The organism is Dehalobacter sp. DCA (genome assembly GCF_000305775.1).
GTDB lineage: Bacteria > Bacillota > Desulfitobacteriia > Desulfitobacteriales > Syntrophobotulaceae > Dehalobacter > Dehalobacter alkaniphilus.
In genome coordinates this window covers 1,502,454-1,524,024 of record NC_018866.1, presented here as the reverse complement: position 1 = coordinate 1,524,024, position 21,571 = coordinate 1,502,454, and the positions used below count along the sequence as shown (strand labels likewise).

Annotated in this window: 22 protein-coding genes; 20 read left to right on the top strand and 2 right to left on the bottom strand. The window is 45.0% G+C overall.

Annotated features, from left to right (window positions below; genetic code table 11):
- Positions 1-13 precede the first annotated feature (13 nt).
- From DHBDCA_RS07305 to DHBDCA_RS07285, 5 genes are all read left to right on the top strand, one after another.
- The gene (locus DHBDCA_RS07305; RefSeq protein WP_015043569.1) at positions 14-793 is read left to right on the top strand and encodes a flagellar hook-basal body protein; all 780 of its coding nucleotides are present in this window, start codon (positions 14-16) and stop codon (positions 791-793) included.
- A gap of 42 nt (positions 794-835) precedes the next feature.
- Positions 836-1,264 carry a chemotaxis protein CheW gene (locus DHBDCA_RS07300; RefSeq protein WP_015043568.1) on the top strand — a complete coding sequence of 143 codons (429 nt, stop codon included), beginning with the start codon at positions 836-838 and terminating at the stop codon, positions 1,262-1,264.
- Between the two features lie 131 nt (positions 1,265-1,395).
- A complete protein-coding gene (locus DHBDCA_RS15950) occupies positions 1,396-1,506 on the top strand; it encodes an RCKP-type rubredoxin-like domain-containing protein (RefSeq protein ID WP_019226161.1) in 111 nt (36 codons plus the stop codon).
- Positions 1,507-1,508: 2 nt separating this feature from the next.
- Positions 1,509-1,961 (top strand): hypothetical protein, encoded by a 453-nt coding sequence (locus DHBDCA_RS07290; protein ID WP_015043567.1) that lies wholly within the window; start codon positions 1,509-1,511, stop codon positions 1,959-1,961.
- Between the two features lie 115 nt (positions 1,962-2,076).
- A complete protein-coding gene (locus DHBDCA_RS07285) occupies positions 2,077-2,700 on the top strand; it encodes an adaptor protein MecA (RefSeq protein WP_015043566.1) in 624 nt (207 codons plus the stop codon).
- Between the two features lie 25 nt (positions 2,701-2,725).
- On the opposite strand, the gene DHBDCA_RS15570 is transcribed toward DHBDCA_RS07285, so the two are convergent.
- Positions 2,726-2,908: a hypothetical protein gene (locus DHBDCA_RS15570; RefSeq protein ID WP_193352141.1), complete on the bottom strand. Its 183-nt coding sequence runs from the start codon at positions 2,906-2,908 to the stop codon at positions 2,726-2,728.
- Between the two features lie 143 nt (positions 2,909-3,051).
- On the opposite strand from DHBDCA_RS15570, the gene selA reads away from it, so the two are divergent.
- From selA to DHBDCA_RS07260, 4 genes are all read left to right on the top strand, one after another.
- A complete protein-coding gene (gene selA, locus DHBDCA_RS07275; protein ID WP_015043564.1) occupies positions 3,052-4,497 on the top strand; it encodes an L-seryl-tRNA(Sec) selenium transferase in 1,446 nt (481 codons plus the stop codon).
- Positions 4,498-4,650: 153 nt separating this feature from the next.
- Positions 4,651-5,745, top strand: a complete 1,095-nt coding sequence (gene selD, locus DHBDCA_RS07270; protein ID WP_081580519.1) for a selenide, water dikinase SelD — start codon at positions 4,651-4,653, stop codon at positions 5,743-5,745.
- Positions 5,742-6,986, top strand: coding sequence for an LCP family protein (locus DHBDCA_RS07265; protein WP_015043562.1), 1,245 nt, complete (start codon positions 5,742-5,744; stop codon positions 6,984-6,986). Before selD ends, DHBDCA_RS07265 begins: the two co-directional genes overlap by 4 nt.
- A gap of 246 nt (positions 6,987-7,232) precedes the next feature.
- Positions 7,233-9,182 (top strand): FapA family protein, encoded by a 1,950-nt coding sequence (locus DHBDCA_RS07260; RefSeq protein ID WP_015043561.1) that lies wholly within the window; start codon positions 7,233-7,235, stop codon positions 9,180-9,182.
- Here the strand turns inward: DHBDCA_RS07260 and DHBDCA_RS07255 are convergent.
- A complete protein-coding gene (locus DHBDCA_RS07255) occupies positions 9,179-10,096 on the bottom strand; it encodes a Na/Pi cotransporter family protein (protein ID WP_015043560.1) in 918 nt (305 codons plus the stop codon). The genes DHBDCA_RS07260 and DHBDCA_RS07255 overlap by 4 nt on opposite strands.
- A 343-nt stretch (positions 10,097-10,439) precedes the next feature.
- On the opposite strand from DHBDCA_RS07255, the gene DHBDCA_RS07250 reads away from it, so the two are divergent.
- The 11 genes from DHBDCA_RS07250 to DHBDCA_RS07200 all read left to right on the top strand — a co-directional run bounded on the left by DHBDCA_RS07250 (position 10,440) and on the right by DHBDCA_RS07200 (position 21,544).
- Complete coding sequence (locus DHBDCA_RS07250; protein WP_015043559.1) at positions 10,440-11,948, top strand: TldD/PmbA family protein; 1,509 nt, start codon at positions 10,440-10,442, stop codon at positions 11,946-11,948.
- A complete protein-coding gene (locus DHBDCA_RS07245; RefSeq protein ID WP_015043558.1) occupies positions 11,932-13,257 on the top strand; it encodes a metallopeptidase TldD-related protein in 1,326 nt (441 codons plus the stop codon). The genes DHBDCA_RS07250 and DHBDCA_RS07245 overlap by 17 nt, the downstream gene beginning before the upstream one ends.
- A 59-nt stretch (positions 13,258-13,316) precedes the next feature.
- The gene (locus DHBDCA_RS07240; RefSeq protein WP_015043557.1) at positions 13,317-14,096 is read left to right on the top strand and encodes a histidinol-phosphatase HisJ family protein; all 780 of its coding nucleotides are present in this window, start codon (positions 13,317-13,319) and stop codon (positions 14,094-14,096) included.
- Between the two features lie 338 nt (positions 14,097-14,434).
- Positions 14,435-14,605, top strand: a complete 171-nt coding sequence (locus DHBDCA_RS07235) for a DUF362 domain-containing protein (protein WP_015043555.1) — start codon at positions 14,435-14,437, stop codon at positions 14,603-14,605.
- A gap of 167 nt (positions 14,606-14,772) precedes the next feature.
- A complete protein-coding gene (locus DHBDCA_RS07230; RefSeq protein WP_015043554.1) occupies positions 14,773-15,195 on the top strand; it encodes a Fur family transcriptional regulator in 423 nt (140 codons plus the stop codon).
- 253 nt (positions 15,196-15,448) lie between these two features.
- A complete protein-coding gene (locus DHBDCA_RS07225; RefSeq protein ID WP_015043553.1) occupies positions 15,449-17,617 on the top strand; it encodes a beta-galactosidase in 2,169 nt (722 codons plus the stop codon).
- Positions 17,618-17,715: 98 nt separating this feature from the next.
- Positions 17,716-17,910: a DUF1858 domain-containing protein gene (locus tag DHBDCA_RS07220; RefSeq protein WP_015043552.1), complete on the top strand. Its 195-nt coding sequence runs from the start codon at positions 17,716-17,718 to the stop codon at positions 17,908-17,910.
- Between the two features lie 196 nt (positions 17,911-18,106).
- On the top strand, positions 18,107-19,366 hold the full coding sequence (locus tag DHBDCA_RS07215) for a patatin-like phospholipase family protein (RefSeq protein ID WP_015043551.1): 1,260 nt from the start codon (positions 18,107-18,109) through the stop codon (positions 19,364-19,366).
- Between the two features lie 179 nt (positions 19,367-19,545).
- On the top strand, positions 19,546-19,983 hold the full coding sequence (gene mraZ / locus DHBDCA_RS07210) for a division/cell wall cluster transcriptional repressor MraZ (protein WP_021315480.1): 438 nt from the start codon (positions 19,546-19,548) through the stop codon (positions 19,981-19,983).
- Between the two features lie 76 nt (positions 19,984-20,059).
- Positions 20,060-20,998, top strand: coding sequence for a 16S rRNA (cytosine(1402)-N(4))-methyltransferase RsmH (gene rsmH / locus DHBDCA_RS07205; RefSeq protein ID WP_015043549.1), 939 nt, complete (start codon positions 20,060-20,062; stop codon positions 20,996-20,998).
- Between the two features lie 21 nt (positions 20,999-21,019).
- Positions 21,020-21,544, top strand: a complete 525-nt coding sequence (locus DHBDCA_RS07200; protein ID WP_015043548.1) for a septum formation initiator family protein — start codon at positions 21,020-21,022, stop codon at positions 21,542-21,544.
- Positions 21,545-21,571: the final 27 nt, after the last annotated feature.

Sequence of the window (21,571 nt, the reverse complement as noted above, 5' to 3'; positions counted from 1 at the left end):
TCGTTGGAGGGGCGTGAGTTTTTTGCTCAGAGGATTATATACAGCAGCTTCAGGTATGATTATGAATAACCAACAGAGTGAGGCAATAGACCGGAATCTTGAAAATATGAACAATCCCGGTTATCTTGAGGAAAGTGAAAGAGTCACTTCATTTCCGCGTCTGCTGGTCAGTAGGCTTACCCCTTCTACGACCAGTGATAAGCCTTCGGAAAATGTTCCGCTGGGAATCATGGGAACGGGTGTCTACGCGGAGAAAGTCTTATACAGCACAGAACCCGGTTTGATCCGGGAAACCGGAAATATGACTGATGTGGCGCTTAACGGTGACGGCTTTTTCGCCGTTGAGACGCTTGACGGGGAACGTTATACCAGAAACGGACATTTTCAGGTTGATCCTTCCGGCATGCTCAGAACAGCAGGCGGTAATCTTGTTCTTGGTCAAAACGGAGCAATCGGCCCTTTGCCGGACGATTTCACCATTCTGCAGGATGGAACAATTATCAGTACTGAGAGCAGCCAGGTCATAGACAGACTTACAATTGTGGACATCCCTGCGGAAGATCTGGATCGTGACGGACTTACAAGTCTTTATAACAGCCAGAATCAGCCTACGGAAATACTACCGAAAAACATCCGGGTTGAACAGGGTTTTATTGAGGAATCAAACGTCGACCTAAATGCGCAAATGGTCAAAATGATTCAGGTAACGCGCTCGTATTCAGCGAATCAAAAAGTGGTCCAAACCAATGATGAAATTTTACAGAAAGCCGTCAATGAAATAGGAAAGGTGTAACCGGCTTCTGAAAAAGCAGAACATGCGTAAGAGGTGATAACTATGGGCTTCCAATCCGTTATTTTTTTGCTGGGTGGCGAAGAATATGGCCTCCCGATTGAGGTCGTGCAGGAAATAACACAGCTGACAGAAGTTCATCCTGTACCCCAGTCCACGAAATATGTCAAGGGCCTTATTATTATCAGAGGTCAGGCAATTCCGCTGATTGATCTGCATGCCAAATTTGAGATTCCGTCCCGGAATGAGGCTGGTTTTGCAATCATTATGAAAATTAATGATAATGTTGTCGGCATTGCCGTTGATGAGATCATTGAGGTAAGGACACTCGAGAATGTTGTCCAGGCTCCTCCTTTGGTTGCTGCCTCATTTATCGGAGGAATTGTCAATCTCCCGGACAGACTGATCGTTCAGCTTGATCCGGCATTTATTTTTAGAACCGATGAGCTGGAAGGTTTAAAGGCTTTGGCCTGATTGGCTCCGCCTGCCTGTTTACTGGTGGCTGGAGGTTTGGTAGGCTAACTTGACTTTTTTCAGATATTGATTTATATTAATTTAAAATTGAATTCATTTTAAATTAAATTAGAAAAGGAGGGCATCTGAGTATGGCTTTGTGGGAATGTAGTGTATGCAAAAAGGTCTCTGAAGGAAGATGTCGTCCAAAACAATGTCCCGAATGCGGCGCTGATAAAGAAAAGATAGTGAAAAAGGATTAGCAGTGCATATCGACTATTATTTATATCTTTTTAAAATTAGTTGGCCGGCTTTGAGCGGTCTTTTTCTTGTCTGCATTTTTATAGGGACAAAATGTCTTTCTATACTCAGAAAGGCGTTGGCCGAAAAGAATTATTTCAGCAAATTTGTTGCTGCAGCCAAATCGCTTTTCCTGGTCTCGACCGTTTTTATTTACGTCCTGATGTTTATGGATTACAATCAGGATTGGTTGAACGATCCGGTAGTATCGAAAGGAGTCATCGAAAGCCTCGCGGCGGAAGCTGAGCAGTATACGCTCATTTTACGCAGCGGAGAAGAGATACTCACGTTAAGTATTGATGCAGCTGCTTTTCATAAGCTTCATAAGAACGATTTAGTGGAAGTCACTTATCTTCACCAGAAACAACAGGTAGTTCAATGCAGCGTATTAACCCGACAAGCTGACAGTTTCATATAATAGCATAGCTCTATGTTTGACATTTAATGGAATTGATTATTGACGTCTCATGATATAATATAATTAAGCAATAGTGTTTTTATCAATACGTCCATGGAAAGGAGAGGTGGAATTTATGCGTATTCTTAAGGTAAATGACAATACGGTTCGCATCTTTATCTCCTTTACCGAGCTCGCAGATCGCAATATATCTCTTGCTGACTTGTTTCAACGTTCCGCGAGAACTGAACAGTTTTTTTGGGAATTGATTTCAAAAGCCAGAGATGAGGTAGACTTTAGTTTAGATCAGCCTTTCTGGATCCAGGCTACTGTTGCTTCAGAAGATGAATTTGTCATAACGGTAATTAAGCAGGAAGAACAAATTGATGCGGAGATTAACCATATTATTCAAACCGCTTTTGGAGAAAAGAAAAAGAATCCGCGCCCTTCTCCGAAGTTTGCGTCTGAAGAGCAATGGGTATATTTATTTGAAGAATTTGAAGATGTGGTTTCCGCAGTCCGTCTTTTACCGGGGATTCTCCAGCTTCAATCCGCGTTGTTCCAATACGAGGATGAATATTACCTGACAATCAGCAACATTGGAAACCCGCGTAAAAAGAAACTGGCTGAAGCGATACTGGACGAATTTGGGGAATCTGTAATGACTACGGATACTTTCCTCAAAGAGCACGGTGAAACGATTATCGAGGAAGATGCCGTAAAAATCTTAAAACGCCTCGAGAAAAAGAAAAGGAGCTAAAAGCTCCTTTTGCTATATATAAGTACTATCCGGCAGGATTGAAATGGCCTGTCTCGTAGAGTTTGCGGATACTGTTCAGGCAATCTGGACAAACGGTTTGTCTTTTGAACAACAGAAGCTGATCCGTGCCATTGCAGAAAATGCATTTGGATCTTTTTTTAGCATGAAACATGCGGAAGTCGTATATCTTTGTTCCGGAAGGCTCCATTACCTTTCCCCCTTGGATTTATTTTAGTGGGCTGAAATGTTATTATAATCATATTAAACGATCCGGCTTGTCGAAATCCTAAAAAAAACCAAGCGGGTAAGAATGAACATTTTGTCTTAGATTGCAGAATTCGGGGTGTTTTTTTGAGAAACAGCAAACTGCGTCTTCTTCCTCCGGTAAACGAGGTCATTGCCGAATTAGCAAAAAACGATGACTGTAACGGTTATGAACTTTCGGCAATTACCTGGGCTGTAAGGAAGGCTTTGGAAAAAGCCAGAAAGATTCTTTTGGATGATCTGAATCAAGATGGTGAAGAATTGAATAGTGGAAAAACTAAAAAACTTCACAATTTTTTGTACTGTCAGCCTGAGGAATTTGTACCGGTCTTTCGAGCGTGGTTGTATAAGGAGATCCAAGCACAATTGAGAGGTTATGGAAGTATGAAGAGAGTCATCAATGCTACAGGTGTAATTCTGCATACGAATTGCGGACGCGCACTGCTTGCTCCGGAAGCCGCCGCCTATGTCGCGGAACAGGCTGTTGTTTACAGCAATCTTGAGCTTAACCTTGAAACCGGGAATCGTGGTTCGAGGTATAGCCATATCGAAGAGATTTTGGCAGAGCTGACCGGGGCCGAAGCATCCCTTGTTGTGAATAACAATGCAGCAGCGGTACTTTTAATCATGAATACTTTTGCCGTCCATAAAGAAGTCATTGTTTCCCGCGGAGAACTGGTGGAAGTCGGCGGATCTTTCCGTATTCCTGAAGTGCTCAAAGCAGGAGGGGCAAAACTGGTGGAAGTCGGAGCAACGAATAAGACCTGGCCAAAGGATTACCAGGAGGCGATTGGCCCGGAGACGGCGATGCTGTTGAAAGTACATACCAGTAATTATCGGATTCAGGGATTCCAGCATGAAGTTCCGGTTGATGAGCTTGTGGTGCTCGGTAAAGAGTCGGGGATCCCAGTTGTCGTGGATCTTGGCAGCGGCAGTTTCCTGGATGGATCGGAATATGGTCTTCCGCAGGAACCGACGGTGCAGGATACGCTGAAAAGCGGGGCTTCACTGGTTTCTTTCAGTGGGGATAAACTTTTGGGAGGCCCTCAGGCCGGAATTATTATCGGCAAAAAGGAACTGATTGACCGCTTGAAAAAAAATCAGCTTACTCGGGCTTTGAGAGTTGATAAGCTGGTTCTGGCTGCCTTGATCGGGACGCTCCGTTTCTATCAGAGAGGGGAAACTGGTAAAATACCTGTCTGGAATATGCTTTCCCATACAAAAGATGATCTTTGGAAAGACGCGCTGAAGCTTAGTGAAATGCTTGCCGGCCTGCCCGGTTTGGAAATAGAGGTTATGGACGCTGAATCCTGCGTCGGAGGCGGGGCTTTCCCGACGGCGGTGCTTCCCACTTGCGTATGTGCGGTAAAGCCAAAGCAGAATTCCGTAGTTGATCTTGAAAGTTTTTTAAGACAGGGAGACGTACCTATTCTTGCCCGCATTGTGAAAGATGCAGTTATTTTTGACCCTCGGACGCTACTCCCGGAGGATTATCAGGTGATTGCAGACCGTTTACGGAAATGGGGTCCGTGACAAAATACTCGTACAGCATTCTAAAATTACTTACTAAACTGTTGATTTATCCTTTTTTATTTTATATTAGGTCTGCAGGTCATGTTATGTTATAATTGCTTTTGAAAAAAGCAAGTGAGCAACAAAAAGGAGAAAACGAAAGGAGGGAAAGCAATGTCCGGAGACAAAATAAGACTGACGCAGTACTCGAGCAAATCTGGCTGAGGGTGCAAGATTGGTCCTGGTGACCTGGCACAAGTTTTGTGTCACTTTCCAAAGCAAACGTCCAACCCGGATCTTCTGGTCGGCTTTGATACGTCAGATGATGCGAGTGTCTACCGTCTTAATGACAATCAGGCGATCGTCCAGACCGTTGACTTTTTTACTCCGATCGTTGATGATCCATATTCTTTCGGGCAAATTGCCGCAGCCAACGCCCTCAGTGATATCTATGCCATGGGTGCGCGTCCGCTGACTGCGCTGAATCTTGTTTCTTTTCCGATTGATAAGCTTGATAAAAGCATATTAATGGAGATACTAAGAGGGGGAAAAGACAAAGTTGAAGAAGCCGGAGCATTAATCATCGGCGGGCATTCGATCGATGATCCTGAACCGAAGTATGGTCTGTCCGTAACAGGCATTGTTCATCCTGATCGGGTGCTGACGAATTCCAGCGCCAGGGAAAACGATTTGCTCGTTCTGACAAAACCATTAGGACTTGGGATTATCACGACTGGGATAAAAAACGGGATTGTCCCAGCAACGGATGAGAAAGCCGCCATTGAGGTCATGGCACGGTTGAATAAGGAAGCGTCGGAGATTGCAGTCTTGACCGGGGTAAATGCCTGTACGGATATTACCGGCTTTGGTCTGTTGGGGCATCTTCACGAAATGATGAAAGCCAGTGGTATGCAGGCTGAGATCTTTGCAGGGAATGTTCCGGTTTTGGACTGTGCCTGGGACTGCCTAGAGAAAGGAACAATCCCCGGAGGAACGTTGTCCAACCTGATTTATCTCGAGGATTATCTGGAAGCAGCGTGCAGTTTGGACTGGAAATTGATCCTCGGTGATGCTCAGACTTCAGGGGGGTTGCTTCTGGCAGTGCCTGAAGAAAAAATTGAAATGCTAATCACGGAATGTCATAACAGGGATGTGCATCCTGTCGAGATCATTGGCAGAGTATCGAAGGGAGAACCCGGAAAAGTATTAATTCGTGGGGGAACCCATGCCTTTGGCAAGACTACGATAAATGGAGTGGGACAGACTTGAGGAAGAAAAAAAATACAAAAAGGAAAGCTTTTACGATCATTGCAGTTTTGCTCGCAGGGATTATTGCCGGTTCGGCTGCCTTTGGCTACTTTTTCTTAAATCAAGGAAGTACAGGCGCGGGAGGCAGCACAGAAAACTCAAGTACGGACTCTCTTAACAAACGGATAAGCTTCCTGTTAATCGGTGCAGACAAAAGGCCCGGACAAACTTCCTATAATACGGATACTATCATTGTTGCGAGTGTGGATCCCGATACGAAATTAATTTCTCTCTTGTCCATTCCCAGGGATACCAGGGTCAGCCTTCCCGGATCAAATTCTTACGTCAAAATCAATTCGGTCGTGATGTACCGAGGAATTCCTGAGCTGATGGATGAGGTTACTGAACTGACGGGTATACTGCTTGACGGCTATGTCGTAACCAATTTTGACGGTTTTAAAAGTATTATCGACACAGTGGATGGAATTGAACTCGATGTTGAAATGGATATGTACAAAGAGACCGGAGACGAAGTTGACGGCGTGATTGACCTGAAAGCCGGAGAGCAGCATCTGAACGGGACTCAGGCGCTCCAGTATGCCAGATTCCGGGGAGACAGCACCGCGGACATCGGCAGAACTGCACGGCAGCAGAAGGTTTTGAAAGCGGTGGCCAAAGCAGTCCTGCAGCCCTCAACCATTATTAAACTACCAAAACTTATTCCTCAAATCAATGAAGTTGTTGAAACCGATCTGAAACTCGCGGATATTCTAAGACTATCCAAGGCAGCCGCGGCTTTCGACAGTTCAAACATGGTGAATCAAACACTGCCTGGCTATGGACTTTATCTTGACAATATCAGTTACTGGGAAGTCAATCCCGATCATGCCAAACAAGTGGCTAAGAATCTTCTGCTCGGGATTACCACCGATATAACCATCGACGGGACAGTCCTCGACCTGCTGAGCCCGGAACTGCAGTCCCATATCACGGTACCCGGAAGCTCTTCAGATCCAAACGGAACCGCATCTCCAGGTCACGATGACTCGGGCAGTGCGAGCGGGAACAGTGAAGATCCATCCGGAGCAGAGCTGAATGACGGAAGTACGGGAACAAGCGACGGAACCGGTACGGACATTGGACAGGGTGCGGGTAGTCCGGACCAGGGCAACAGCCTGGGCCAGGATGAAAGTAATTTGAACAATGGCAATGCTTCAGATAAAAAGACAAAGGAAATAAAGCTATTAATCATTCCTGAATAATTCTCTTGTAGACAAATATCGAAATAGTCAGTAAAATGAGAGAGAATGATCATAAAATACTGTAATCATGCTATTACAGTATTCTTTTTTTAAAAAAATTGTAGTTTAACAGATGATTCTTTGGCTTATTTTAGTTAATAATCTAATACATTTATTTAATATATACGATTTTTAGGACTAAAGTCCTATGTGCTTTGTTTTTGAAATCAGACTATTTTTCCAGGTTGTTTAAGGAGAGTGCGGGCCATGAAAGAAATGATTGCAACAGGTAAAACGTTGGAAGAAATCAGAGAGAAATGGTCTCGGGAATGGGGCTGTGATCCTGAAGAGCTGCAGATAGAAACCATAGAGAAACCGGGAGTCTTCAGCAGGCTCTATAAGGTAAACGTAATTTTGTCGAATCCGGACAAACAAAATTTTCCACAGGAAGATACCCAGGAGGAAGATACCCGGGTCCTCTGGGATCAAGTCAAATATACGATTTATCCCGGATCGCGGGTTCAAAGCATCGTTCCTTATCCGCATGCCGGAAAATTATTTATGCTGGGCAACGAGATTGGATATGAAATGCCTGTTAATAAAGGCGATACCTTTGAATTCTATCCTTTGGTCCAGCAGGGTGAACTATCGTGGAAAATCTCAGTTGAGCCGGATGGCAGCAAAGCTGTCGCGAGAGTCAGACATGCCCGTGCGGGTAAATTTGTCCTGGCCAATTCTCTCCCAAATTATTCGCAGCTTGTACTGGAACAACATGTTTCCTGGGATGCTTCTCCTGAACCTGATGAGCTGCCAACGGAAGCAAACCTACTGAAAGAAATCAATGACAAAGGAATTGTTTATGGAATAAAAAGCAATCTTTGGGCGGATTTTATGGTAGTCGATGGTGAAAGCGAAATTGTCATCGCTGAAGCAAACCTGCCGATTCCAACTGTTCAGCCCCAGTTAATCGACTATGTTGGTGAACCCGTATTTCAGAATGAAGAAAGCAATGAAGAAAAAATTGATTATTTCGCCTGTAAGATTGTCCTTTGCCAGAAGGATGATATTCTGGCCAGGAAGATCCCGGGTAAAGAAGGGGTCCCCGGTACGAACATTTTCGGAAAAGCCACTCAGGTTGATAAAATCAAAGACTTCATTATTACAATGAAGAAGAATGTCTATCTGACTGGGAATATGGAAGTTAAAGCCTCCTGTTCCGGTACACCAGTAAGGGTCAATAAAAATACATACTTGGTTGAAAACGCGTTTATTCAAAACAAAGATGTTGATCTGAGTACCGGAAGCATCGACTTTCCAGGCGATGTGTTTATCGGGGGCAATGTTGCGGACGGACTGTATATTCATTCCTCCGGCACAGTCAAAGTACAGGGTTCTATCTCAGGCGCTGATATTAAAGCAGAAACGGGACTGGCAGTAAGAAATAATATTATAGCCAGTAAAATACTTGTTGGAGAGAAACATGTCTCTAGATCCGAGTTTATCAAAACCATACATGAAGTCAGTGAAGAGCTCACGCTCTGTGTTCATCAGATTGAGCAGCTGCAGGGAGCATCCACTAATACGAGTGTTGGCCAGCTTTTCAAGGTCATCCTCGAGAAGAATTTCCAGCAGTTGCCCAAAAAAGTTGAAGAGCTGGAGAGACTGCTTAACAGCCAGGAAACCGGGTTTGTATCCCAGGAACTTGATCTGGCGATACGTTCGATGAAGCACTTTATGATCGGATTAGGACCGCTTCAGCTCAAAGACACGCTTTACCTTAAAAATGCCCTGAAGATTGTAGGCTTATTCATGGCCACCAAAGGACTGGCCGCCTTAGTAAGTGTTCTCTGCGATGTTAGTTATGTCCAAAATTCTGAAATCAGCTGCGCGGGCGATTTCTTCTGCCACAAAGGCGTGTATAATTCCATTTTGAAAATTGAAGGCGGAATTAAAATCCATGGTGTCTGCCGTGGTGGCGAAATCAGTTGCTCAGGTGATCTTTACATTTGGGAACTTGGCGGCTCGAATATCAGTGCCACGACAATCAAGGCATCCAAAAACAGCCATATCAATATCGAGTTCTGCCACGCCAATATTAAAATTTTCATTGGCAAAGAGCTGATCAAGATTGATGAACCGGCTCAAAAAGTTGATATTTTCAGGGACAAAGGGAACCTTCAGGTTGGAAAGCTAAGATGGGACGGTAGTACGCGCTAACGGGGTCTGGCCAGTAACCGGCTGATATAGGGCAGCAGAGGAAGAACCATAAGTGAAGACAGGATGTTAAAAATTGTATGACCGTTGGCAATCTGGCGGCTTAGGCTACCTCCAAGGAACCTGATCGTCTCGGTCAGCGGATCCAGAAGCGGGTAAAACATCAGAACGCCAAAAACGTTAACGAACACATGAAATAACGCAACCCATTGAGCGGATCTTGAGGTAAAAGCTGAGACAATCAAAGCGGTGAAGCAGGTCCCGATATTGGCTCCGAAAATAAAAGCAAGGGAGGTTGGCAAATCAAGCCAGCCTCTTTCTGTTAAAACCATCACAAGGCCTGCCGTTGCACTTGAAGAATGCAGGGCCGCCGAGAGAACGGTACCTGCCACAATGCTTTCAAGATAGCTGCTGTTCAGATGGAGCAGCCGTTCCTGGAAATATGAGGTCGAGGCAAGCGGGATCATCGCGGATTCCAAAACGGAAAGAGAGAAAAACATCAGCCCTAAGCCGGCCAACGCATAGCAAAAGAATTTTATTTTGCCTTTCAGCAGCCAGAACCCTAGAAATCCGGGCGGGACCAGCCATATGGCGAAATCTTTGAGCGGCAAAGACAAAAGCTGGGGCGTTACCGTGCTGCCAATATTGCTTCCGAGGATCAGTCCGAGCGTATTTTGAAAGCTTAACAAACCGGCGTCAACAAAGGAAATTGCCATTACGGTCAGCGCTGTGCTCGATTGCAGGATACTCGTCGCCAGAATGCCACTGATGAATCCTCTCGCGGTGGTTGCGGTGAATCTCTGCAGAACGAGCTGAAAATAAGACCCTGTGAATTTTTCCAGGCCATCTCTAAGAATTTTTATTCCTGTCAATAATATCATCAGGCCTAAAAAAGTAAAACAGATAGGGACAAGCATCAGCAGCTCCTTCAGCTTTTCAGAATAAGATTACTCGGTTAATTCTATTCGCTTGAACCAGCCGCATGTCTGAATTATCAAACGCTAGTACAACTTTCGTTAAATAATTACACAAGGGGCCCTAACAACATGATTTTTAATTTATATATTTCCGTTAAATAACAAAAAAACTTGCGACCATCTGCCGCAAGTTAAGAAAAGAGAGGAGTGGGGATAAAATTGGAAAACGTGAGACTAATATCATTGTGTCCTGTTTTCTAAGAAACTATGCAAAAGTTTTTTTTGCAGGAATTTGGTGCTTTTTATGGAAAATAGATTGCATACATCCATTTTAGGGGGGGACGTGTTGAACCCAAGAAAAATCAGAATGGTCGTCGGTAGAACGGCTGGATGCCTGCCGTGTGGATACCTGATCGTCAGAGCCCAGGCCAGACGGGAAATCAATATTAGATTGAATAATGGAAGGCTTGAAAATATAGCTACCTCAAGTGAAAATGGGATTGGAATTCAGGCCTTTACGGAAAAAGGAGCCTGTGGATTTGCTTCCGTAAACCGCATCAGCGATGCAGAGGCTGTCCATACAGCACAAAAAGCGATGGAACTGGCTGAGGAAAACGAGAATACAGGCTGTGAGTTAAACCGGGAAATCTTTGGCGCTCCCAAAATTTTCAGTGAGATTCCGAATAAAGCGGTTTATGGTTTTGATTCGTTTACACCGGAAGAACTTGCAGAGTTAGCGGGAGGAATTCACCGGCAATTGAGAGAAAAAGGGTCTGAAAAGTCGGAAATTTCCTGGCAGACAAATTTCAGGCTAATCGAGGATTTTTGGTGTATTGGCAGGTCGGATGGGACTCTAGTTTCTTTTTTTATTCCTAGAGCCGTCTTGTCTCATCAGGGAACGGTAAAAGAAGGCGGGCAGGCACAAAGCTTTTCGGTAAACAGCAGCGGTGTCGATGCCGGAGTACTGCTGGATGAAAGAAGCAGCGGCGCACTGCTGCATAAAACGATTGACAAAGCAAGATTCGTGCAAAAAGTATGTACAGCTCCGCTTCTGCCGGTGGGAAGCTATCCCTTGCTCATAGACTATGGGCTTGCTAAGGGATTGGCCCATGAGGCTTTCGGGCATGCGGTGGAATCTGATTTAATGGAAGAATCGATCCTGGGCGAGGTCGGCAAGCTGAAAACCGGACTTGTTATTGCACGTCCTGATGTCGATATCATTGACGGTCCCCTTGAAGGGGATTGGGCTTATCAGCCCTATTCGGCCAACGGTCTCTTCCGGGAAACCGTACACGTGGTCCAAAATGGGGTACTTAAACAAGGACTTGGCGACATTTTTTCGGCCGCCAAAGCCGGCATGCTGGTAACCGGAGCAGGAAGATCAGAATATTTTGGCTCCGTTGCGCTGCCCAGGATGACCAATATCAGATTGGTGACAGCTACGCATATACCAATACCTACAAGTGACGGTTTGACGGAAGAAATCAGCCGCTTGCGGCGGGGACTTCAAGATGCAGGCCTGCTCGGGGAGGGTTTTCATATTTTACTTTTAGGTTATCGGGGAGGGCAGGTCAATACCAGAACCGGAGATTTTGTTTTTCAATGCGATGGGGCGGTAAACCTCGCCGATTCAAAGCTGCCGGTTTACCGGCCCGGAATTTTTAGCGGGAAAATCCTTTCTGTGTTAGATTCTGTCAAATTAAGCCTTGGAGAAGCACGCTACGATGCCATCGGAACCTGCGGCAAAGCCGGTCAAATGGTTCCGTCCAGCGGCGGAGGAAGTGGTTACATTCTTTTGGACAAAAACGAGAATGTCAAGTTGGGAGGGGATACTGTTGAGCAGCCTGCTTGATCAAATTCTTGATGTTCTCCGGAAAGCGCAGGCTGGCAAGCATATGGCCGGCGGTTTAAGGATCCTGGATTGGAGAATTACCTGTTCTCAGACCCAGATGATAACGCTGGGGATTAAGAACAATGCCACTGGCGGTGTTTATTCTCCGCCGGCGTTAAAAGATTCGGAAAAAGCAGAGATTTATCTTATCTGGGAAGACGGAAAATGCAGCCGCTCCGTCGTTCAGAATCCGCCTCCGGGTCGGAAAGATCACTGGCAAACGGAATTAAACGGTTGGCGGGCAGCAGCCTTTGAAGACAAGTATGCAGCAAAAATTCCCGAACCTTCGGAGCTTCCAGATGTCGGGATTGCCGAACAGAAGCTTCATGATATTGTCTGCCGAGACCACAGCTGTTTATTTGAACAGCAGGGAAGGATCAGGGCGGATGAACCTGTCGAAGCTTTAAAAAACGGACAAATCATGGCAATTTGGGGAAAAAGCAATATCCTGACATCGACAGGGGTCCAGGTCGCTTTTGAGGAGAGCCGATACGCCGTATCTTGGTCCTTTGACAGTATCGTTGCTGAAGGGTTTGCGGAAAGGCGCTTGATTACGGCTGAGGAATGGTTGGGGTTATGGGAAGAATCTGTCTGTAGATACCGTCTTCTTGAGAATCAGGGAGAACCGGTCCGGTCTGCAACAAAAGTAATTTTGACGCCTGCGGTGGTATCCCAGATGATCGATCAATATATCCTGCCAAATTTCAGAGGAGAAAATGTTCTGGAGAGGCAGAGCAGATTCACAACGCAGGATTTCTCCGGACATATACCATTATTTGATCCGGAACTGACAATAGAGATCAATCCTCTTCTGCCGGGCAAATGGGCAAGCTATGTGCTCACAAATGAAGGTGTACCTGCAATGCGCACAGAGCTGCTTCGTGATGGGCGCTTGGAAACACCGTATCTGAATCTGAAAGACGCCGGACGCTTCGGGGCAGGTCCGACTGCCATCCCTTACAGTTCGGCAGGGATACGTGTGAAGCATACCAGGAAGATAAGCTGGAAAGATCTGGTCGGAACGATTGAAGACGGGATCATGATCTTATCTGTTCTCGGTCTCCATACGCAGAATCCGGTTACCGGCACTTTCTCCTTGACTGCGCCCTGCGCTTTGCGCATTAAAAACGGAGTTGTCGACGGGAAAACGGATGTCAGAATAAATGGGAATTTCTGGGACATTCTGTGGAGAGAAGATACAGTTTATGCGGATCATCCACTGTACAATCATCCGTATCTGATGTTTCATATTCCGCCGGATAATCTTTAGATAGAATGAATCAGTCGATCTAAGGTTTAAAAAAAGTATTAAAGGTTACGAGGTAGGTTATGCTTGATTTACATGTTCATTTGCTCGGACATCTTGACCGGGAAGTAACAAGGGGAAATATCCGTCTTTTTCTTGACGAGGCTAAAAAGAAGAATTTAGTTCAGATCGGTTTTGCAGATCATGATATGTACTGGAATGACCTAAACCTAGATCTGATCAGGGACGTCGCCGAAGAGTATCCTGAATTGCAGGTGAGAATAGGTCTTGAGGTCGACTATCGGGAAGAAAATGAAGAACTGATCCGCAAACGGATTAGTTCATATCCTTTTGACTATACGATTGGTTCTGTCCATGAAATTAGCGGATGGTTCTTCGATTATCCCGAGGAAGAAGAAGAACATCTCAGGCGGGACCCTGACAGCTTGTATCTGGAGTACTTCGCGCTGGTGGAAAAAGCAGCTGCCAGCGGAATGTTTCAGATTATCGGGCATTTCGATTTGATCAAACTGTTCAAAATAAGGCCGCGGACAGACGTAAAAATTCTTGCAGCCAGGGCCCTGGAAACGATTAGGAAGCAAGGACTGGCCATCGAAGTCAATACCAACGGACGGTATAAGCCTGTGCAGGAATTTTATCCGGAGCCGAAACTGCTTGAACTGATTTACCAGATGGGCATCCCAATCACCCTGGGCTCAGATGCGCATGAACCAAGTGCAGTGGGACGTGATCTTGAAGAGGTTGTCCAGCAGTTAAAGCTATTCGGCGTAAAAGAAATAACCGGGTTTGCGGGGCAAAGACCTCATGCTTTGATGTTTAAAAACTGGTTGATTGGAGAATAATAGAACTAAACAATTGACGTTTTCTTTGTTCACAATAACACAAATGGGAGATGGAAATTCAATGATTGAAAGATGCCGTTCCTGCGGACACGAACACGATGATATTTCCAGGGTCATATTTCGCCGCAACCACGTCAGCAACCGGATGCTTCCATACTGTTCCTATTGCCTGAGGAGATTATACAAGGTGCCATACAGGCCTTAGTACCTCAAATATTTTAAGGTTTGCATGGCAATTATTTTTCTTTCCGAAAATAGCTTAGCTCAAAAATACACTTGTTTTTTTGTCTGCACTTTGATATAGTTGCTGGTGAAATAGGAAAAGGGGGGTTGGGACTATGGCATACGTTATTACTGACGACTGCACAACATGCGGATCCTGTGTTGACGAATGTGCAGTAGGAGCTATTAGCGAAGGCGACGGCAAATATGTCATCGATGCTGATACCTGCGCAGAATGTGGCGCTTGTGTAGACGCTTGTCCTTCTGGTGCAATTATTGAAGGATAATTAAATACTGCAATAAAGAAAGAGTATCTGAAGGATGCTCTTTCTTTTTATTGACGGCATTTGTCCAGTGGGTATATAATACAAATAATTATAATGATTCTAAAAATAGACTAAATTTATATACAAACTCAAAGTTTCTCAACAATTGACGAAAGGAATTGAAAGCCGTGAATGCTGTCGAAATTCTAAAGGGATTAAAGGATAAGGGAATACGCTTTACTCCCCAAAGGCAGGCAATTTTGGAATTTTTATTAGTTACTGATTCCCATCCCACTGCGGAAGAGATCTACAAACAGGTGAAGACGAAGTTCCCCGGTGTGAGCCTGGGCACGATTTACAACACACTGAATATGCTCAAGGAACATGGGTTTCTTCTGGAACTTCCTTGTGGGGATATGTCCAGCCGTTTCGATGGTAATCCGGTAAACCATTATCATGTGATGTGTTCGAGATGTGGCAGAGTTGTCGATTTTCATAGCTCATTGATTGATATGGATGCAATGGTCACTGATAAAACAGGATTTGATGTACATACCCATAACCTGGTATTTTATGGGGTATGTCCAGGCTGTCAAGACAGCAAAGAATAAGGCTCTTAGTCAAATGTTAGGGTGAACTTCTAAACAAGAGAACTCTAAATATGATGCTGGTAATAGTTTCAGACTGTTATCAGCATTTTTGATGTTCGTGGATGGATAAATGCCGCGGTCATAACATCTTTCTGATAGAGCTAAGTGTAACTAAGGCAGCCAAGCTTTGGCAGCCAAGTTTTCTAAATTTTTGCAGGTTTTTTTAGGGCTTTGCTCGAAATAAATATGGAAATGCAAGATTTTGCGAGGTTTTATGTTTAAAAGATTTACAGTCATACTTGTTTCAATGTTTATTATTGCTGCTCTTGCAGTATCCATATGTTGGGAAAATATTCAGGGTGTTGAACTATACAGTGATAATCCTGTCACTAAACCGTACAGGATTGCCCAGGATTTAGGCGGAAAATGGAATAGCTATTCAAGCTTAAGGCAGGCTTTGACCTATGAAAATGAGGCAATGGATAACATGATTGATGTTTTGGACCTCAACCAGGCCAAAGATTTGATTATACCTTCGAGTCAGGGGTTCGATGTTGCCGCTAAAAAATTTTCTGTTACCGGCAAATGGAGTTACAAGACGGCTCAGCTGGTTTTGGAAGGGGTAAACGGAAAGGTCAGCGTATTCTTAAACGGCATTGATGATGTGAATTTGATCGGTGAAGTTGAAGGAAACGGCGGCGTATATATTTTAAACTTTCCTGCCTCTAGATTTGATTTCAGCAAGGAAAACACGTTGTACCTGAAGACTGAGAAAAACAGCATTCAGCAGAACAGAATTTTTGGCTGGTTATGGCCGGAACAAGGAAAAATTACCGGTCAGATACGCTTGGAGGCAGTATCAGAAACGACCATTGATTTATCGAGCATAGCTGTTTCATATGATTCAGCGAAAAAGCAAGTGAAGGCCCGCGTGAAGATCAAGCATCACGATATGCTGGAGCAAGGACCTTGGGTCTTAAACGGAGCTTTAACTACTAATCAGCAGAAGCTCGCCGAATGTGTGCTTCCGCTGAGTACCAACGGCAAATTTGAGCAAGACGCGGAGCTGATTTTTCAGGTGCCGACTGCGCATTCCTGGAGTCCGGAAGATCCTTTCCTGTATGAGCTTAATCTGAATATAACCAATAACCGCGGAGGCTATGATAGTCTTCAGCTCCCCGTCGGAATCCGTCAGCTGGGAACAGCAAACGGAAAATGGACAATGAACGGTACAGCCTTGGACGTCCGGGGCCAAATCATTTCCCAGGAACAGGAGTACACAATTCGAAATCAGCGCCAGACGGAGGCCTTTCTGAAGAACCTTAAATCCGGCGGCTATCATGTGATCTGCTTTATGGGCTTCTTCCCTGATGAGAGCTGGCTGTATGCTGCAGACAAGCTTGGCGTGGGCGTATGGCTGGAAATGCCTGTCGGTTTCACGGCATCGTCTAAAATACCGAATCCGGCGGTTTTTGAAGATCTTGCTGCCGTTGCGGCAAAGCATCCGTCGGTATTAGCCTGGACGGTTGCCAAAGGCATTGATGATTCCGCGGCTTCCTCAGAATACCTTCAGAAGACCGGGGATATGATTTCCGGATTTTCGCAGTATCAACTTTCATTTCCGAAAGATCCGGTCGATTCAAGCATAACAGAGAATATTTTGATCTTGCCTGAAGGATTGCAGGGCGAATGGGGGAAGCTGACTTATTATTCCGATGGGTCAGCCAACGTGGTGCAACCATCAGATTCTAAATGGAAAACGGAGAAAGTCGCCGTAATTTTATGGCTGATCTGTCTCGTGTTTTTAAGTGCCCAAAACTTCTTCTCGATTAAATGGAAATACCAGGAGCTGTTTAATGATTTACCCAAAAGGGCCGTGCGCAGAGCTTTTTTTTGGTGTTGTCTGTCACTCGTCGCCCGCATGGGAACGCTCGGAGCGATTGTTGCTTCTCCGCTTTTTAATTTACCGGTCGATACCATACCGCCCTGGATTTCTTACGACTTCACCTGGCTTAAGGAAGTACAGGATCTCCCGTTCGCACTTGTCTGCATCCTTATCTCCTTCTTTTTGATCGTCTTAAGACTGCTGCAGGTTGGTGTTGCAGCTTCAGCCTTCCCTCGAAATCCAGGGACGTTGGGGCTGACATGCTGGATGGAAAGAAAATACGGCTGGATTGTTCTTGTTGGCGTTGCTTTCGTGCTGACAATATACGGCATGCCTTACTATTTCCCGATTGCAACGTATATCCTTCTGTCTGTTATATTCCTGCCTGCTAGGATCAGAGGCTCCTGGAAAGCCGGTGGGAAACACTCACGCCTGCTGATCGTTCCAGCTACAGTCTTTTTTGGCATTCTGATCACGTGTTTATGGCATTACCAGGATTTTTCCTATCTGATTCAAATGGTCTTGCCCAACATCGACTTTTCTTTTCAATTGTTTTAATATCTATTTCTAAATTCTAATCGTGGATGAATTTATTTGCTTCTTATAATGAAATATTTTATAATAGCATTGAACTAACTTGTACAGGAGGAAATCGAATGATCACGAAAGATATGGTTATCGGCCAGGTTCTCAGACAATACCCGCAAACTGCAGAAATTTTTGTGGCACTTGGTATGCACTGCCTGGGATGCCCGTCCGCAACAAGGGAGAGTGTTGAAGGCGCTGCGATCACGCATGGCAAAAACCCTGATGATCTGGTGGCAGAGCTTAACAAAGCCGTCGGACAGTAAGGACTCCAAGTACCCCGATCATTCTCGCAACAACAAGGCCCTGCGGTATATTCTGCAGGGCTTTTTTAGTGTATCATAAAAGTGTAAGTATTTTTGATAAAAGTAAGTGCAGGTGAGGTTGCCGCCAAAGTTTGGCGCCGATTAAGTTTTCCTTATCTGGTATTAACTTCAGGAGTTTGAGTGAAGGAGTGGAAGGATGTACGGTCTTGTTTTGGAAGGCGGAGGCGCAAAAGGCGCCTATCAGATCGGAGCCTGTAAGGCGATGCGGGAATTGGGCATAAGCTACGGGGCAGTGGCCGGTACGTCCATCGGGGCGCTGAATGGGGCGATGATTGTTCAGGGTGAACTGGATAAAGCGTATGAGCTGTGGTATGAGATGTCTCCCTCGAAGGTATTTGATATTGAAGAAGTACGGCTGGAAGAACTTAAAAAGTTGGACATATCTCATGACGGACTGCTTTACTATATGAAGAAGACCAAGGAGATTGCCTCCAGCAAAGGTCTGGATATCACATTTATCAAAAAACTGCTTCAGGAAATCGTGGATGAAGACAAGCTTAGAGAATCCAAAATGTTATTCGGATTTACGACGGTCTCCCTGTCGGATATGAAACCCATGGAATTTTTTCTCGAGGATGTCCCCAAGGGTAAAGTTGTAGAGTATTTACTGGCAAGCTCAAACCTTCCTGCTTTTCAGCAAGAAAAAATCGATGGAAAACACTATCTTGACGGCGGTTTCTATGACAATCTGCCTTTAAACATGCTGGTGGGCAAAGGTTTCAAAGAGATCATTGCTATCAGGACCAACGCGCTGGGCCGTCGCAGAAAGCTTGCGGACAGGGAGGTTCATGTTCAATATATTTCTCCCGCCGAGACGCTTGGCAGTATCCTGGATTTCAGCAATGAACAGGCCAGATACCATCTTAAACTTGGTTATTACGATGTTATAAGGCAGTTCAGGCGTCTGAAAGGCCAAAAATATTATATTGAACCAACAGGGGATGAGGACTTTTTTATCCGCATGATGCTGTCTCTCGGTGAGAAAAAAATTTTGGCGTTGGGAGAAAAGCTGGGCTTTAAAGGCATTCCTTACAGGAGGATGCTTTATGAATATATTATACCGAAGATTGCTGCTTTGCTCGATATGAAAAAAGAAACAAGTTATGAGGAAATGGTAATTGCTCTTTTGGAATTTATTGCCCTGGAACAGGATATTTATAGGTTTCGAGTCTATTCGTTTCAGGATTTTTTGGAATTGGTCAGTATGAATTTACGGGAAGTGAAAACAAAAAGCAGCGGGGAAGCATTCGCCCTGCCTGCTTTCGTGAAGCAAAGCGGCGTTCTGCCCAAGATGGTGAAAAATCTGATTCTGCGGGAACTGATTCGTGAACTTTTCCAAGAACAGAATTTTGCTGCTGCGATCCTGCCAAATAAAAATTCGCAGGACATTACCTAACCATTATGTTTGGATTTTTTTTTGGTTAACGGCTTAAGGAAAACATAAAAAATAGGGACTAAATTCCTATTTTTTTTGTTTTCTTTTTTTTGTCAGCAGGAATTCTTAAAAAAATAGAGAATATGTGGGGTATAGTGGGTTGAAGTGGTAAGTAAGTGGTGCCTGGTGGGGTGAAGATTATGTTCATGGGGGAATTTCTCCATACGATAGACAATAAAGGTCGTCTGATCATACCGGCAAAGTTCAGAGAGCTTCTTGGCAATAAGTCGTTTATTACCAAGGGGATGGAGGACTGTCTTTTTCTTTACCCTGAAAGCGGATGGTTTGATTTCGTGGAGAAGCTGAAACAGCTTCCGGTATCGCAAACCAGAGCCCGTGAATTTACCCGCTTGTTCTTTTCCAGCGCTGCCGAGTGCGAATTTGATAAGCAGGGGAGGATCTTGGTACCTGCAAATTTACGGGAGCGTGCTTTTTTGGAAAAAGATGTCGTTGTTGTCGGTGTCATGGATAGAATCGAGGTCTGGGATTCCTTGAAATGGAGAGAATACAGCACCAACGCAGCCCAAAATTATGAAGATGATGCTGAGTCCCTTGCTGCGATGGGTTTAATGATATAGCAGAATATACCATCGTACATAGGTTGAACAAAAAGTGGGTACGCTTGCGATAAAGCAAAGAAAGGAATGGCCCTAAGTGGTTTTTGAACACCAAAGCGTCCTGCTGCAAGAGACAATTGAAATGCTGTTTACAGACCCTGACGGATTATACGTGGACTGTACGCTGGGGGGAGCCGGACACTCGGCACTGCTGCTCCAGCGATTGAGCGCTTCGGGCAGGCTGGTATGTTTTGATCAGGATGAAACTGCTGTTGCCAATGCCCGCATGAAGTTTGCCAATGACCCAAGGGTCACTGTTTTTCAAAAGAACTTTGTGGAACTTGAAGATACGATCCGAGCGAATAGCTTATTACCGGCAGCAGGGATCATGTATGATCTAGGGGTCTCGTCGCCCCAACTGGATGAAGCGGAAAGAGGCTTCAGCTATATGCGGGATGCAGTGCTCGACATGCGCATGGACCGCAGAAAACCGCTTACTGCCGAAGAAATCGTCAACAGCTGGAGTGTGGAAGACCTGACCGGAATTATCCGGGATTACGGAGAAGAAAAATGGGCGCTGAGAATTGCAAAGTTTATTGGCGAAGCCCGGACTCACGATAGAATCAGAACAACAGGGCAACTTGTTGAAATCATAAAGAATGCGGTCCCTGCTGCAGCCCGCAGAGAAGGACCTCATCCTGCCAAGCGCACTTTTCAGGCTTTAAGGATTGCTGTGAATAAAGAACTTGAGGTACTGGAAGAAACATTGGATCAGGCTCTGCATTGCCTGCAGGATGGCGGAAGAATAGCCGTCATTACCTTTCATTCTTTGGAAGACAGAATTGTTAAAAACAAATTTCAGTCCTGGATGGGCAAATGTACATGTCCTCCTTCTCTTCCGGTATGTTGCTGCGGGGTAAAACCCCTTGCGAGGCTGGTCAATAAAAAACCGGTTGTTCCATCCAGGGAAGAGGAAAATGATAATCCCAGATCGCGGAGCGCCAAGCTTCGTACTGCTGAGAAACTCAAGGTCTAAATAGGGGGGGAGAAGAATACGATGTTAACAGCACAGAGAAAACTACAATTCAATGAATCCTTTGCCTATCAGGAATATGATCAAATTCTTGATAAAGGCAAGCCAAAGGCCAAAAAAGCCGCCCCGTCCAAAAAGACCTCTCAGATGCTGAAGTATCGGGCCATGGCACTCTTGGTCATATTGGGGATTATTGGGATGTTCGGTCTGATTGGGGCCAAAACAGTACATATCACCGTGGTCAAAGCTGCGGAAATCAAAGCCCTGCAAAAGGAAATTCAGACCCTGAACGTAGAAAATGATCTGTTGCAGGTTGAAGTCGACAAGCTCAGCTCCGTTTCCAGAATTGAAAAGGTTGCCCTGGCAATGGGTATGGAGAAGCCGGAAGGAACGATCTATATTGCCAGCAGCCTGATCCAGCCTGAGAGTACAGCAGAGGTTGACCAAACTCAGAAGACTGCGGCGGTGCCGGTTGAAGGCAAAGCCAATTCTATATTTGAAAATGTATTCAGCATATTTTCTAGCTTTTTTGCTTCAACCCAAAGATAGCGTCGCCTGAGTTTAATCTACCTCTGT